Here is a 13,675-nt window from a genome sequence, read left to right as displayed (position 1 = left end):
CACCCTCTATAATTAACGGTTACCTTTAAATGTTCGTTTTTCTCCAATGAAAACCTCCGAAATACGTCAGAAGTTTCTGTCTTTCTTCGAATCGAAGGGGCATCAGCAGGTACCATCTTCGTCGCTGGTGCCAGGCAACGATCCCACCTTGCTGTTTACCAACGCAGGAATGGTGCAGTTCAAGGACGTATTCACGGGCAAGGAAACCCGGTCTTATGAACGCGCGACCAGCTCGCAGCGCTGTGTGCGCGCAGGCGGCAAGCATAACGACCTTGAAAATGTCGGCTATACGGCCCGCCACCACACTTTTTTCGAAATGCTGGGTAATTTCAGCTTTGGCGATTATTTCAAGCGCGATGCGATCCATTACGCGTGGGAGCTGCTTACCACCGTCTATAAGCTGCCGGCAGACAAGCTCACTGTCACTGTTTATCAAGAAGACGATGAGGCTTACGACATCTGGGCCAACGAAATCGGTGTGCCGCGTGAGCGTATCATCCGTATCGGCGACAACAAGGGGGCTCGTTATGCCTCGGACAACTTCTGGCAGATGGCTGATACAGGGCCTTGTGGTCCCTGTTCCGAAGTCTTTTACGACCATGGCCCCGAAATCTGGGGCGGTCCCCCCGGATCTCCGGAAGAAGACGGCGACCGCTTTATCGAGATCTGGAACCTTGTGTTCATGCAGTTCGAGCGCGACGCGCAAGGCAACATGACGCCTTTGCCCCGCCCGTGCGTGGATACGGGCATGGGGCTGGAGCGGATTGCCGCTGTTCTGCAGCATGTGCACTCCAACTACGAAATTGATCTGTTTCAGGCGCTGATCAAGGCGGCCGCGCGCGAAACGGCCACCACCGACCTGAGCAATAATTCCCTCAAGGTCATCGCCGACCATATTCGCGCCTGCAGCTTTCTGATCGTAGATGGGGTTATTCCGAGCAACGAGGGTCGTGGCTATGTGCTTCGCCGCATTATCCGTCGCGCGTTGCGCCATGGCCACAAGTTGGGCCAGTCGGGGCTGTTTTTTCATCGGCTTGTGGCCGATCTGGTCTTGCAGATGGGGGACGCCTACCCCGAATTGAATGGGCAGCAGGCGCGGGTCGAACAGGTATTGCGTCAAGAAGAAGAACGTTTCAGTGAAACGCTTGAGCACGGCATCAAGATACTCGATGCCGCCCTGGCGACGGTTCCCGAGAATGGCGTGCTGGATGGTCAAACCCTGTTCACGCTGTACGACACTTATGGTTTTCCTGTGGATCTCACTGCGGACATCTGCCGGGAGCGTAATGTTCAGGTCGATCACGACGGATTTGAAACCGCCATGGACCATCAACGCCAGCAGGCGCGCGCGGCGGGCAAGTTCAAGGCAGCGGGCAACCTCGTATATACCGGCGCCGAAACACGTTTCGATGGTTATGAACATTTGCAGGGGCTGGGCAAAGTCACCGCCCTGTATGTAGAGGGCACATCCGTTGGAACAATCCAGGCGGGTCAGAACGCCATTGTTGTGCTTGACGCCACGCCGTTCTACGCTGAATCGGGCGGCCAGGTGGGTGATACAGGCGTACTTGAATCCGGCGGCGTGCGTTTTCGGGTCGATGACACGCAAAAAATACAGAATGGCGTATTCGGTCACCATGGCGGCTTGCTGGAAGGGTCGCTGTCGGTGGGAGATACCGTCGATGCGCGTGTGGATGCGGCGCAGCGTGCGCGCATCGTGCGTAATCACTCCGCCACGCATCTGATGCACAAGGCCTTGCGCGAAGTGCTGGGCGGGCATGTGCAGCAGCGAGGCTCACTGGTTGATGCGGATAAAACACGTTTCGACTTCGCGCATGATGCGCCCATGAGCGCAGAGCAAATTGCAGAGGTCGAGCGTATCGTCAACGATGAAGTGCTGGCCAACCGTGCTACGGCGGCACGCGTCATGCCCTACGACGAAGCCGTTCAGGGCGGCGCCATGGCACTGTTTGGCGAAAAATATGGCGATACCGTGCGTGTGCTGGATATCGGTTTCTCGCGCGAACTCTGCGGTGGCACGCACGTGGCTCGAACAGGCGATATCGGCCTGTTTAAGATTATTTCCGAAGGGGGGGTGGCAGCGGGCGTTCGGCGCATAGAGGCCATTACGGGTGAAAACGCCGTCAAATGGGTTCAGCAAACCAACGACACGCTTCTGCGCGTAGCAGGCCTGCTGCGCACGCAGCCAGCCGAGCTGCCTGATCGCATCGTCTTCATGCAAAACCAGGTTAAGACGCTTGAGCGGGAACTCGAACAAGCCAAATCGAAGCTTGCCGCCTCGGCGGGTAGTGATCTTGCCGCAAAGGCGATTGTCCTGCCAGGCGATGCACGGCTGTTGGTGGCCAACGTCAACGGCGCGGATCCAAAAGCATTGCGGGGCATGGTGGATCAGCTCAAGGACAAGCTCAAATCTGCCGTAGTGCTGCTGGCAACAGTGGCCGATGACAAGATCAGCCTGGTCGCAGGGGTCACTGGCGATCTCGCCGGTAAAGTCAAGGCGGGCGATCTGGTTGGCATGGTAGCGGCGCAGGTGGGTGGCAAGGGCGGCGGCCGGCCAGAGATGGCCATGGGTGGCGGCACCGACGCTGCGGCGTTGCCTGGGGCCACTGCCAGCGTCGAGCCCTGGGTGCGCGAGCGTCTGGCCTGAGAGCGAGTGTCATGACAATCTCTTCCTCTGATGCAATGCCCGATTTTGATCTGGAAGTAGATGCTTCAGGATTGAAGTGTCCGCTGCCTATCTTGAGGGCAAAAAAAGCGCTGGCCCAATTGCACAGCGGCCAGATCCTCAAGGTCATCACCACGGATCCACATGCCGTTCGTGATTTTGAAGCGTTTTCCCGCCAAACCGGCAACGTCCTGGAGGCGCAGTTGGATCAAGGCGACAGTGCTCTTCATTTTCTTCGACGCCGTTAGGTTTTTATCGTATTGATTCGTGGGTGTGTTGCGAGTATGTTGCTTTTTGCCTGTTGGCTGGTCACATATGGGTAAAGGGTTTGCGATGCCTCGCAAAACAATGCTAGAATCTCTTGTTTTTCACCGTATTTTCAAAGGATTACCATGGTTGTGATTCGTCTGGCCCGTGGCGGCTCGAAGAAGCGTCCGTTTTACAACGTTGTGGCAGCCGATTCGCGTAACCGCCGCGATGGCCGCTTTATCGAGCGCGTGGGCTTTTACAACCCTGTCGCTACCGAAGGCACCGAAAACCTGCGCCTTGCGCTTGATCGTGTTCAATACTGGACCGAAAACGGCGCCCAGCTGTCGCCGGCCGTTGCCCGTCTGGTCAAGCAATTCTCGGCCAACGCCGCTGCCTGAACGGCAAGGTTGCGGCACTGATAGGCTCGTGCGCCCAGCGTGAGCCAATCCGTGCCGTTACGGTTCCCATGGCAAGCGCAGCCTCAGTGTCCGACAAGGCGCCAGCAGATCTGGTAGAGCTGGGGCGGATTGTGTCCGCCTATGGGGTGCGTGGTTGGGTCAAGGTTCAACCGCATTCGCCTGGTGGCGAGGCCTTGCTCTCTGGTGATATCTGGTGGCTCAGAGCGCCCGTCCCCCCCGGGAGTACGGGCGCTTTGCCGCTTGCCCGACCCATGCGGGTCACAGCCAGCCGCCCCCAGGGCGCGACGGTGGTTGCGCAGCTCGACGCCAATACCGACCGGGATGTCGCCGAGGCTTTCAAAGCCTACACGGTCTGGGTGTCCCGCGCCGATTTTCCGTCGTCCGACGAAGATGAATACTATTGGATAGACTTGATTGGCTGCAGCGTGTTCGGCGAACACGAGGGCCAGCCCGCATTGATCGGTATTGTGCAAGACGTCGTTGACAATGGCGCGCACGGTATTTTGCGTGTGGTGCGGCACAAGGCTGATGACAGTGGGGTTCTGCAGCCGCTGCTCAGCGCCAAGGGCAGGCCGCTCGAAGAACTGGTGCCTTTTGTTGCTGCACATGTGCATACTGTCGATCTTTCCAATAAGCGCCTTTACAGCAATTGGCCAGTGGATCTCTAACCTCGCGGGCAATTCCCTTGGCGTTGGCATGGTTGGAACCGGCCTGATGAGCTCGTTTAACAAGGGCTGCCCGCCCGGGTGCCATTTAAGCCAGGATGTCCCATGCGTTTCGATGTCATTACGCTTTTCCCGGATATGTTTTCCATACTCCGAGATCTCGGCATCTCAGGTCGCGCTCACAAACAAGCCCTGTGGTCATTAAAAACCTGGAATCCGCGCGACTTCACGCACGATGCGCATCGCACGGTGGATGATCGCCCTTATGGTGGTGGGCCCGGCATGGTTATGCTGGCAGACCCGCTGGAGCAGGCCGTCACGGCTGTGCTTCAGGATAGGGCCAGCAATGGCCTGGCTGTAATGGGGGATGCTTCTGAACCAGATCTTGCCTTGGCGAACAGGCGGCAGCAAGACGGCACGCCTGTCATGCTGATGAGCCCCACTGGCAAGCGATTTGATCAGCGCATGGCGCAAGGCCTGGCCGAAGGCCAGGGCGCCATACTCATTTGCGGCCGTTACGAAGGCATCGACCAGCGCTTTGTTGACCGGTGTGTAACGCATGAGGTATCGCTGGGCGATTTTGTCCTCTCTGGCGGGGAGGTCGCTGCATTGGCCATGATGGATGCGGCTGTACGATTACTGCCGGGTGCGCTCAACGACGCTGGCTCGGCGGCCCAGGATTCGTTCAATACCGCGCTGACCGGCTTGCTCGATAGTCCGCATTACACGCGCCCCGAGGTGTATCACGGCATGCCGGTGCCGCCCGAATTATTGTCGGGGCATCACGCCAATATCGCTGTCTGGCGTCGTCGGCAATCATTGAGGCTGACGGCCGCGCGACGGCCTGATTTGATTCAGAGTGCCCGCGAGACCGGGCAACTTTCAAAGGCCGACGAACAATTCCTGCAGTCTTTGGCCGACCTGCCGCCACAGGCTGACCAATGAGTGTGGTAGCGTCCGGCGCGAAGGGCTGAAAGACACCCCGAGAGGCTGTTGGTTGAACGGTGGCCGAGCAAGGCCAATGGCTGAACAGGCACTACCAGAGGCTGTATCCGGACAACTCGGGCGCCATGTGATTTCCGCGCCGCTTGCCATTACCCCAGACGGGCCACTTGCGCCTGCACCTTGGACAGTGTTTCGCCAAACTGGGCCATACGGATTTTTTCCTGCTCGACGACGGCCGCCGGGGCACGCTGAACAAAGCTGGCATTGGCCAGCTTGCCCTGGGCCTTGGCGATTTCTTTCTCCAGCCGCTCGATTTCCTTGCCCAAGCGTGCACGTTCGGCCTCGACATCGATTTCTACATGCAGCATCAACTGTGTGGTGCCCACGATCTGGACGGGCGCGCCGACATCCGGCAGTTGCGAAACAACTTCCACGCCTTCCAGTTTGGCCAGGGCAGTCAGGTACATGCTGTTGCTGGACAGGGTGATTGCGTCGCCCTGAGCGACAAGCGGAACGCGCTGAGCGGGAGACAGCCCCATCTCGCCGCGCAGTGCGCGAACGGCATCGACCTGGGCCTTGAGCTCTGCGATGCGGGCTTCTGCATCCTCGTCCAGGTAGTCGCTGTTCGATTTAGGGTAGGGCTGCACGCAAATGCTGGTGATGTCGGATTCATGGCGCGCCCCCGCAACCAGCGACACCTTTTGCCAAAGTTCTTCAGTGATGAACGGTATGATGGGGTGAGCCAGGCGCAATACCGATTCCAGTACGCGGATCAGCGTGCGTCGCGTGCCAAGTTGCTGGGCAGGCGTGCCATGCTGGATCTGAACCTTGGCCAGTTCCACATACCAGTCGCAGTACTCGTCCCACACGAAATGGTAGATGGCATTGGCGATGTTGTCGAAGCGATAGTCTGCGAAGCCTTTTTCTACGTCTGACTCCAGGCGTTGCAATTGGCTGAAGATCCAGCGATCGGCAACGCTCAGCTCGGCGGCAACCGGCTGGCCGTCAATAACCGCGGTGTCCGAGCTCAGGGCATGGCCCTCGGTGTTCATCAGCACAAAACGGGTCGCGTTCCAGAGCTTGTTGCAGAAGTTGCGATAGCCTTCGCAGCGCTTCAGGTCGAAGTTGATGTTGCGGCCCAGCGTGGCATAGGCAGCCATGGTGAAACGCAGGGCGTCAGTGCCGTAGGCCGGAAATCCCTCGGGGTAATCCTTGCTGGTCTTTTTGCGTATGCTGGCCGCCTGCTTGGGGTTCATCAGCCCGGTGGTCCGTTTTTCGAGCAGCGCGTCCAGGCTGATGCCTTCGATGAGGTCGACCGGATCGATGGTATTGCCTTTGGACTTGCTCATTTTCTTGCCGTCCATGTCGCAGACCAGGCCATGCACATAAACAGTATGGAAAGGCACCTGGCCTGTCATGTGCATGCTCATCATGACCATGCGTGCAACCCAGAAGAAAATGATGTCAAAGCCAGTCACCAGCACGCTGGAGGGCAGGTATCGGGCCAGATCTGGCGTTTGCTCGGGCCAGCCCAGGTCGGTAAAAGGCACTAGTGCAGACGAGAACCAGGTATCCAGAACATCCGGATCGCGGGTCAGTGGGCCGGTAACGCCCGCCTGCGCAGCTTTTTCTCGCGCTTCGGCCTCGTTGCGGGCTACGAATATCTGGCCGTCTTCAGCGTACCAGGCAGGGATTTGGTGACCCCACCATAGTTGCCGCGAAATGCACCAGTCCTGAATTTTTTCCAGCCACTGGTTGTAGGTCGTGGTCCAATTTTCGGGGTAGAACTTGATGCGGCCATCTGCCACCACCTCGAGCGCAACATCGGTGATGCTTTTGCCGGGATGCTCGGTGCCGGCGGGTGCCGGCTTGCTCATGGCGACAAACCACTGATCGGTCAGCATCGGCTCAATGACAGTACTGGTGCGGTCGCCACGGGGCACCATCAATTTGTGAGGCTTGACGCTTTGCAGCGCGCCCTGGGCTTCCAGATCGGCCACGATCTGCTTGCGGGCTTCGAAACGGTCAAGGCCGCGATAGGCCTGCGGCGCGTTGTCAGATACTTTTGCATCCAGTGTCAGGATGCTGATCATGTCCAGGCCATGCCGCTGACCCACGGCGTAGTCATTGAAGTCGTGGGCGGGTGTGACCTTGACGACGCCGGTTCCGAATTCGCGGTCGACATAATCATCTGCAATGACGGGAATTTCGCGCCCGACCAGTGGCAAGGTGACAGACTGGCCGATCAGATGCGCATAGCGCTCGTCTTGGGGGTGCACCATGACGGCCACGTCGCCCAGCATGGTTTCGGGGCGGGTCGTGGCCACCACCAGGTGCTGGAGATCGCCGCTAGGCGTGGTCAGCGGGTAACGGATTTCCCACATGAAGCCATCTTCTTCTTCGCTGACAACCTCGAGATCGGAGACGGCAGTGCCCAGCACAGGATCCCAGTTGACCAGGCGCTTGCCCCGATAGATGAGGCCCTGTTCATGCAGGCGTACAAAGGTTTCGACCACGCCGCGCGACAGGTTGCTGTCCATGGTGAAGTATTCGCGCTCCCAGTCGCAGGAGGAGCCGAGCCGCCGGAACTGTTCGGTAATGGCGCTGCCGGACTGCTGTTTCCAGTCCCAGACTTTTTCGATGAATTTTTCCCGGCCCAGATCATGGCGCGATACGTTCTGCGCGTCGAGCTGGCGCTCCACCACGATCTGGGTAGCGATCCCGGCATGGTCCGTGCCCGGGATAAACACGGTGTCGTCTCCGCGCATGCGGTGATAGCGCACCAACCCGTCCATCACCGTCTGATTGAAGGCATGGCCCATATGCAGCGTGCCCGTGACATTGGGGGGTGGGAACTGGATCACGAAGGGCTGGCCGCCATCATGCGCCGAAGCGTTGACATGCTTTCCGCCACGAAAATAGCCGCGCGCCTCCCATTCGGCGTACCAGCGCGATTCGAGATCTTGTGGTTCAAAGCTTTTGGAGAGTTGGTCGGGGTGGCTTGTAGCAGAATTGGAAGTCATGGTGTACGAATGGAAGCGAGCGGTTGCCGGGCGGAGAAAGCCCGACTATATATGAAACATGAACCCGTTATTTTATGATGGAGTTGCCAGGCTAGGGCATGTTAAAATGCCCGGTTAACATAAACTTTGTCAAAGTTATTGTTTTTATTGAAGAAACCATTTTAGCAACCCACGGTCTGAGCCTTTTTTCGGGGTGCGGGCGGCATTTTCGTCGGCTCGCGCAACGAAAACCCAAGGCAGGCACATACTCTCTCTTTTGGATTATCCATGGCTATTGAACGCACCCTTTCCATCATTAAACCCGACGCCGTTGCCAAGAATGTCATCGGCCAGATCGTCGCCCGCTTCGAGCAGGCTGGTTTGAAAGTCATCGCCGCTCGCATGCAGCAGCTGTCTCGCGACGAGGCCGAGCGTTTCTACGCCGTTCATAAAGAACGTCCTTTTTTCAAGGATCTGGTCGATTTCATGGTGTCGGGCCCCGTTTTTGTGCAAGTGCTCGAAGGCGAAAGCGCGATCCAGACAAACCGTGATCTGATGGGCGCCACAGACCCCAAGAAAGCTGACGCAGGCACCATCCGCGCTGATTTCGCCGACAGCATCGACGCCAACGCCGTTCATGGCTCGGATGCCGCCGAAACTGCCGCCGTGGAAATCGCGTTCTTCTTCCCCGAAAGCAACATCCACAGCCGCTAACCGGTGCGAACAGCCATTATGCAACGTCCTACCGTCACGGCATCGGCCGAACCGGTCAATCTTCTTGGCATGGATAGCGCCGCGCTGGCCGAGCTGGTCGGCCAGTGGGGCGGCAAGCCTTTTCGTGCCAGGCAATTGCAACGCTGGATACACCAGCGCGGTGCCGATTCCTTCGACGAAATGACCGACCTCGCCCGTGTGTTTCGCGAGCAGCTTGCCGGGCATTGCGCCATTAAGGCGCCTGCCGTGGCAACAGAGCAGCGCTCCACGGACGGTACGCGCAAGTGGCTGTTCGATGTAGGTCGCAACAATGCGGTCGAAGCCGTGTTCATTCCCGAAGATGATCGAGGCACCCTGTGCATTTCCAGCCAGGCTGGGTGCACGGTGGCCTGCCCCTTCTGTTCCACGGGTTACCAGGGTTTCAATCGGAACCTCACCACCGCCGAGATCATCGGCCAGTTATGGTATGCACGGCGCGCGATCGAGGCAGATCGCGAGCACGCCCGGATAGGCGAGGCTGGCGCAGCCGCCGCGCCCGATCGTGTGATCAGCAACGTGGTCATGATGGGCATGGGCGAGCCGCTGCTGAACTACGATCAGGTGCTGGGTGCATTGCGGCTCATGCTGGATGACAATGCCTATGGGCTTTCGCGGCGCCGCGTCACGGTTTCCACCTCTGGTGTCGTACCCATGATGGACAGGCTGGGCCGCGACTGCCCCGTAGCGCTGGCCGTATCATTGCATGCGCCCAACGACGCGCTGCGGGACAGGCTGGTGCCCCTGAACAAAAAGTACCCATTGGCCGAATTGCTTGATGCGTGCAATCGCTATCTTGAGCATGCGCCGCGAGATTTCATCACTTTCGAGTACATTATGCTCGATGGCGTGAACGACAGTGATCAGCATGCCAAAGAGCTGCTGGACATCGCCCGTCAGGTGCGATGCAAGTTCAACCTGATACCATTTAATCCCTTCCCGCAGTCGGGGTTGACACGTTCTCCGGCTACGCGCGTTCGCCTGTTCGCCCAGCGCCTGATGGACGGCGGCGTCGTCACAACAGTACGCAAGACGCGGGGCGACGATATTGCCGCGGCCTGTGGACAGTTGGCGGGCGAGGTCAAGGATCGCACGCGTATCAGCGAGCGTCTGCCGGATCGTGCCGTCATCACCATCAATCAGGAGCGCGGATGAATCAGCCTTTGCTTAGAGAAGAAGCCAAACCCCAAGCACCGCTGCCCGAGGCGGCAGAAGATCCCTCTCTAGCCCGGCAGTCAGCCCAGGCTGCCGGCCATCCTGAGTCGGCCGGCATTGGCGCGGCCCTCCGATCCATGCGCGAGGCGCGCGGCATCAGTCGGGGCGAGGTCTCAAGCCGGCTCAAATTTTCATCTCGCCAGATCGAAGCGCTCGAGACGGAGCAGTGGGATCGCCTTCCCAGGGGTGTTTCGCTGCGCGGGTTCGTGAAAAACTATGCCCGTTTCCTCGAAGCGGATGTTCCGGCGCTGTTGTCGATGCTGGACCATCAGGTCGGTGATACCAACCCCCGCGAAGCATCTGTAACCAGTGCGGCATCACTCAGCACTTCCGACGTTCCCTTGCATGGGGAGCCCGTCTCACGGCCCTGGGGCTGGCTCGTCATCATTCTGATCCTGTTGTTCGTTGCCGGTTTTTATGCTGTCGAGCGTGGCTGGATACCGGACTCATGGCTGGTATTTGATTGGCTCAAATCTCTGAAAAATGACTGATACTACAGGCCCGTTTCCCGCGGGCAATCCCTTATCCGTTGGAGCCGCCGCAAGGCGGCACACGCGCGCGGCGATCGTGCGCTGGGGCGATCACAAGGTACGGGTTGGCGGGGGGGCGCCTGTCGTGGTTCAGTCCATGACCAACACCGATACTGCCGATGCCATTGCGACAGCGATACAGGTCAAGGAACTGGCGCAGGCGGGTTCCGAACTGGTGCGCATCACCGTCAATACCCCCGAGGCCGCGCGAGAAGTGCCGGCGATCCGCGAGCAATTGGATCGCATGAACGTGGCCGTGCCATTGGTTGGCGATTTTCATTACAACGGCCACAAGCTGTTGGCGCAATTCCCGGAATGCGCCCAGGCCTTGTCCAAGTACCGGATCAATCCCGGCAACATGGGTGGCGGCAAAAAAAGAGATGATAATTTCGCGCAGATGATCGAGGTGGCCTGCCGCTACGAGAAACCTGTGCGCATAGGCGTGAACTGGGGCAGTCTTGATCATGAGCTGATGGCACGCATGATGGATGACAACAACAAGCGTGCCGAGCCCTGGGAAGCGCAGGCTGTCATGCGCGATGCACTGGTGGTGTCTGCCATTACCAATGCCCGTCGGGCGGAGGAGCTTGGGCTGGACCCCAACGCCATTGTTCTGTCCTGCAAGGTCAGCCATGTGCAGGACTTGATCACCGTCTATAAAGACCTCTCTGCACGCTGCGACTATCCCTTGCACCTGGGCTTGACCGAGGCTGGCATGGGCAGCAAGGGTATCGTGGCGTCCACGGCGGCGCTCGCGGTCCTGCTCCAGCAGGGCATTGGCGACACCATACGCATTTCGCTCACGCCCGAGCCGGGCGGCGATCGCCGCCGTGAGGTCATCGTGGCGCAGGAAATCCTGCAAAGCATGGGCTTGCGTGCCTTCACGCCGCTCGTCGTGGCGTGTCCCGGTTGCGGGAGAACCAGCAGCACGGTGTTTCAGGAGCTGGCCAACGATATTCAGACGTTTTTGCGAGACCAGATGCCCATCTGGAAAACACGTTATCCCGGGGTGGAAACCATGAATGTGGCGGTCATGGGCTGCGTGGTCAACGGCCCGGGCGAAAGCCGGCATGCCGATATTGGCATCAGCCTGCCAGGCACAGGCGAAATACCTTCCGCGCCCGTATTCGTTGATGGCGAGCGCACGGTCACCCTCAAAGGCGATCACATTGCCGTTGAGTTTCAGGCTATCGTCGAAGACTACGTCGAAAGACGTTACGGGTCTGGCGCGCAAAAATACTCGGGTCGCGGCTAGCCGCGCGCAACACCTATTATCACTATGACATCATCGTTCAAGAAGGTCCGAGCCCTTACAGGCATGAAAGATGTGCTCCCGGATGGGGGCGCCTCCTGGGAAAACCTCGAAGCTACCGTTCGCGAGTGGCTGGCTTCCTACGGTTACCGCACTATGCGCACTCCGGTGCTGGAGCAAACGCGTTTGTTTACGCGCGGTATCGGCGAGGTCACCGATATCGTCGAAAAAGAAATGTATTCCTTTACGGATGCGCTGAACGACGAGCAGCTCACCATGCGGCCCGAATTCACCGCTGGCATGGTGCGGGCCACCATCGAGCACAATCTGCTCTACGATCGCGCCCATCGCGTATACGCGATGGGGCCTGTGTTCCGCCACGAAAAACCGCAACGCGGCCGTTACCGGCAGTTCCATCAGATCGATGTCGAGGCCTTGGGGTTTGCGGGCCCGGACATCGATGCGGAACTGATTGTGATGCTGGCCCGCTTATGGAAAATACTGGGGCTGACCGACATCCGGCTCGAACTCAATTCTCTCGGGCAGGCCGACGAACGCGCCGCGCACCGCGCAGCGTTGATCGAACATCTGGAGAAACACCGGAGCATTCTGGACGAAGAGGCGCAACGGCGCATGCACACGAATCCGCTACGTGTACTCGACACCAAGAATCCGGCGATGCAGGAAATGGCCAATAACGCGCCCAAGCTCTTTGACTTCCTGGGCGAGCAATCGCGGGCGCACTTCGAGGGTGTCTGCGAGCGCCTGCGCGATGCCGGTATTTCCTATACGCTGAACCCCAGGCTGGTTCGCGGACTCGATTACTACAATCTTACGGTTTTCGAGTGGGTGACCGACCGTCTGGGTGCCCAGGGCACGGTGTGCGGTGGCGGGCGTTATGATGGGCTGATTGAGTTGCTTGGCGGCAAGTCCGCCCCCGCCATCGGCTTTGCCATAGGCATTGAGCGTCTGCTGGACTTGTGCTCTCAGGTTGCCGGCGAAACGGTGCGGCCCGAATGTGACGTCTACATGGTGCATCAGGGCGAACCCGCGCAGCGGCGTGCCGCCTTGCTGGCCGAGGCCTTGCGCGATGCTGGATTGCGTGTCATCGTTCATGCCGGTCCGGGAAGCAGCTTCAAGGCGCAGTTCAAGCGTGCTGATGCCAGTGGTGCCCGGGTAGCGGTGATTTTGGGCGATGATGAGCTTGCGTCGGCCAGCGCCAGCATTAAATGGCTGCGTGAACCTGCGGGAGAAGAGCAGCCTCAGCAGGAAACAATACGCCTCGATAGTTTGGTAACAGAGTTGAAAAACAGGGTTTGAAGCATGGCATACGATTTAGAAGAACAGGAAAAACTGGACGCCTTGCGCGCATGGTGGGAGCGCTATGGAACCTTGTGCGTGGTGCTGGTGTTCATCGTAGTGGCCGGCGTGCTGGGATGGCGCGGCTGGCAATGGTACGAAGGTCACAAAAGCAACCAGGCCATGGGCTACTTCGAGGCGCTGGAAAATGCCTCCAGCCAGCAAGGGGATGATGCCGTTGCGCGCATCAAGGCCGCCAGCACCACCTTGCGCAATGATTTTTCCGGTTCCGGTTATACCTCGCGTGGCGTGCTGGTTGCTGCGGAGGCTCTCGAAAAGCGTGGCGATCTCGATGGCGCTCGCGAGCAGCTGGAATGGCTGGTGCAGCATGGCGCGGATCCGGCGTTGGCGCCTCTTGCCAGGCTGAGACTGGCTGGCGTTCTGCTTCAACAGCAACAATACGACCAGGCCTTGGCTCAGCTGGGCAATCCGCCGCAGCCCTTTGCCGGTCTTTACGATGACAGGCGTGGCGACATCCTGCTTGCCCAGGGCAAGCGCGATGAGGCCAAGGCTGCATGGGAAAGCGCGCTGAAAGCCCTGGATGGCAACGCCGCTGCCCAGATCATTCAGCTGAAAATTGATGCTTTAAGTGGAACCTGATTT

Annotated in this window: 12 protein-coding genes; 11 read left to right on the top strand and 1 reads right to left on the bottom strand. The window is 59.0% G+C overall.

All coding sequences use genetic code 11. The features are described 5' to 3' along the window. The first annotated feature begins 46 nt into the window (after window positions 1–46). The 5 genes from alaS to trmD all read left to right on the top strand — a co-directional run bounded on the left by alaS (window position 47) and on the right by trmD (window position 4,964). Complete coding sequence (gene alaS / locus ERE07_RS15435; RefSeq protein WP_130009929.1) at window positions 47–2,668, top strand: alanine--tRNA ligase; 2,622 nt, start codon at window positions 47–49, stop codon at window positions 2,666–2,668. Window positions 2,669–2,679: 11 nt separating this feature from the next. Beyond that, on the top strand, window positions 2,680–2,934 hold the full coding sequence (locus ERE07_RS15430; protein ID WP_130009928.1) for a sulfurtransferase TusA family protein: 255 nt from the start codon (window positions 2,680–2,682) through the stop codon (window positions 2,932–2,934). Between the two features lie 144 nt (window positions 2,935–3,078). Next, on the top strand, window positions 3,079–3,333 hold the full coding sequence (rpsP, locus tag ERE07_RS15425; protein ID WP_130009927.1) for a 30S ribosomal protein S16: 255 nt from the start codon (window positions 3,079–3,081) through the stop codon (window positions 3,331–3,333). Between the two features lie 68 nt (window positions 3,334–3,401). Continuing rightward, window positions 3,402–4,022 (top strand): ribosome maturation factor RimM, encoded by a 621-nt coding sequence (gene rimM, locus ERE07_RS15420; RefSeq protein ID WP_130009926.1) that lies wholly within the window; start codon window positions 3,402–3,404, stop codon window positions 4,020–4,022. 102 nt (window positions 4,023–4,124) lie between these two features. After that, window positions 4,125–4,964 carry a tRNA (guanosine(37)-N1)-methyltransferase TrmD gene (gene trmD, locus ERE07_RS15415; RefSeq protein WP_130009925.1) on the top strand — a complete coding sequence of 280 codons (840 nt, stop codon included), beginning with the start codon at window positions 4,125–4,127 and terminating at the stop codon, window positions 4,962–4,964. A gap of 149 nt (window positions 4,965–5,113) precedes the next feature. Here trmD and ERE07_RS15410 read toward each other — a convergent pair whose 3' ends face one another. After that, the gene (locus ERE07_RS15410) at window positions 5,114–7,987 is read right to left on the bottom strand and encodes a valine--tRNA ligase (protein ID WP_130009924.1); all 2,874 of its coding nucleotides are present in this window, start codon (window positions 7,985–7,987) and stop codon (window positions 5,114–5,116) included. Window positions 7,988–8,254: 267 nt separating this feature from the next. On the opposite strand from ERE07_RS15410, the gene ndk reads away from it, so the two are divergent. Genes ndk through ERE07_RS15380 form a run of 6 tightly spaced genes read left to right on the top strand, consistent with a single transcriptional unit; the run spans window position 8,255 to window position 13,672 of the window. Beyond that, on the top strand, window positions 8,255–8,680 hold the full coding sequence (gene ndk, locus ERE07_RS15405; protein WP_130009923.1) for a nucleoside-diphosphate kinase: 426 nt from the start codon (window positions 8,255–8,257) through the stop codon (window positions 8,678–8,680). Window positions 8,681–8,698: 18 nt separating this feature from the next. Beyond that, window positions 8,699–9,871 (top strand): dual-specificity RNA methyltransferase RlmN, encoded by a 1,173-nt coding sequence (rlmN, locus tag ERE07_RS15400; RefSeq protein WP_130009922.1) that lies wholly within the window; start codon window positions 8,699–8,701, stop codon window positions 9,869–9,871. Continuing rightward, on the top strand, window positions 9,868–10,422 hold the full coding sequence (locus tag ERE07_RS15395; protein ID WP_130009921.1) for a helix-turn-helix domain-containing protein: 555 nt from the start codon (window positions 9,868–9,870) through the stop codon (window positions 10,420–10,422). Before rlmN ends, ERE07_RS15395 begins: the two co-directional genes overlap by 4 nt. Then, the gene (gene ispG, locus ERE07_RS15390) at window positions 10,415–11,716 is read left to right on the top strand and encodes a flavodoxin-dependent (E)-4-hydroxy-3-methylbut-2-enyl-diphosphate synthase (RefSeq protein WP_130009920.1); all 1,302 of its coding nucleotides are present in this window, start codon (window positions 10,415–10,417) and stop codon (window positions 11,714–11,716) included. The genes ERE07_RS15395 and ispG overlap by 8 nt, the downstream gene beginning before the upstream one ends. A 24-nt stretch (window positions 11,717–11,740) precedes the next feature. Next, window positions 11,741–13,033 carry a histidine--tRNA ligase gene (gene hisS / locus ERE07_RS15385; protein WP_209021158.1) on the top strand — a complete coding sequence of 431 codons (1,293 nt, stop codon included), beginning with the start codon at window positions 11,741–11,743 and terminating at the stop codon, window positions 13,031–13,033. 3 nt (window positions 13,034–13,036) lie between these two features. Next, window positions 13,037–13,672, top strand: a complete 636-nt coding sequence (locus ERE07_RS15380) for a YfgM family protein (protein ID WP_130009918.1) — start codon at window positions 13,037–13,039, stop codon at window positions 13,670–13,672. Window positions 13,673–13,675: the final 3 nt, after the last annotated feature.

The organism is Allopusillimonas ginsengisoli (genome assembly GCF_004153455.1).
Classification (GTDB): domain Bacteria; phylum Pseudomonadota; class Gammaproteobacteria; order Burkholderiales; family Burkholderiaceae_B; genus Allopusillimonas; species Allopusillimonas ginsengisoli.
Note: the sequence above shows the minus strand (reverse complement) of the source record. Positions and strands in the feature narration are given on the sequence as shown.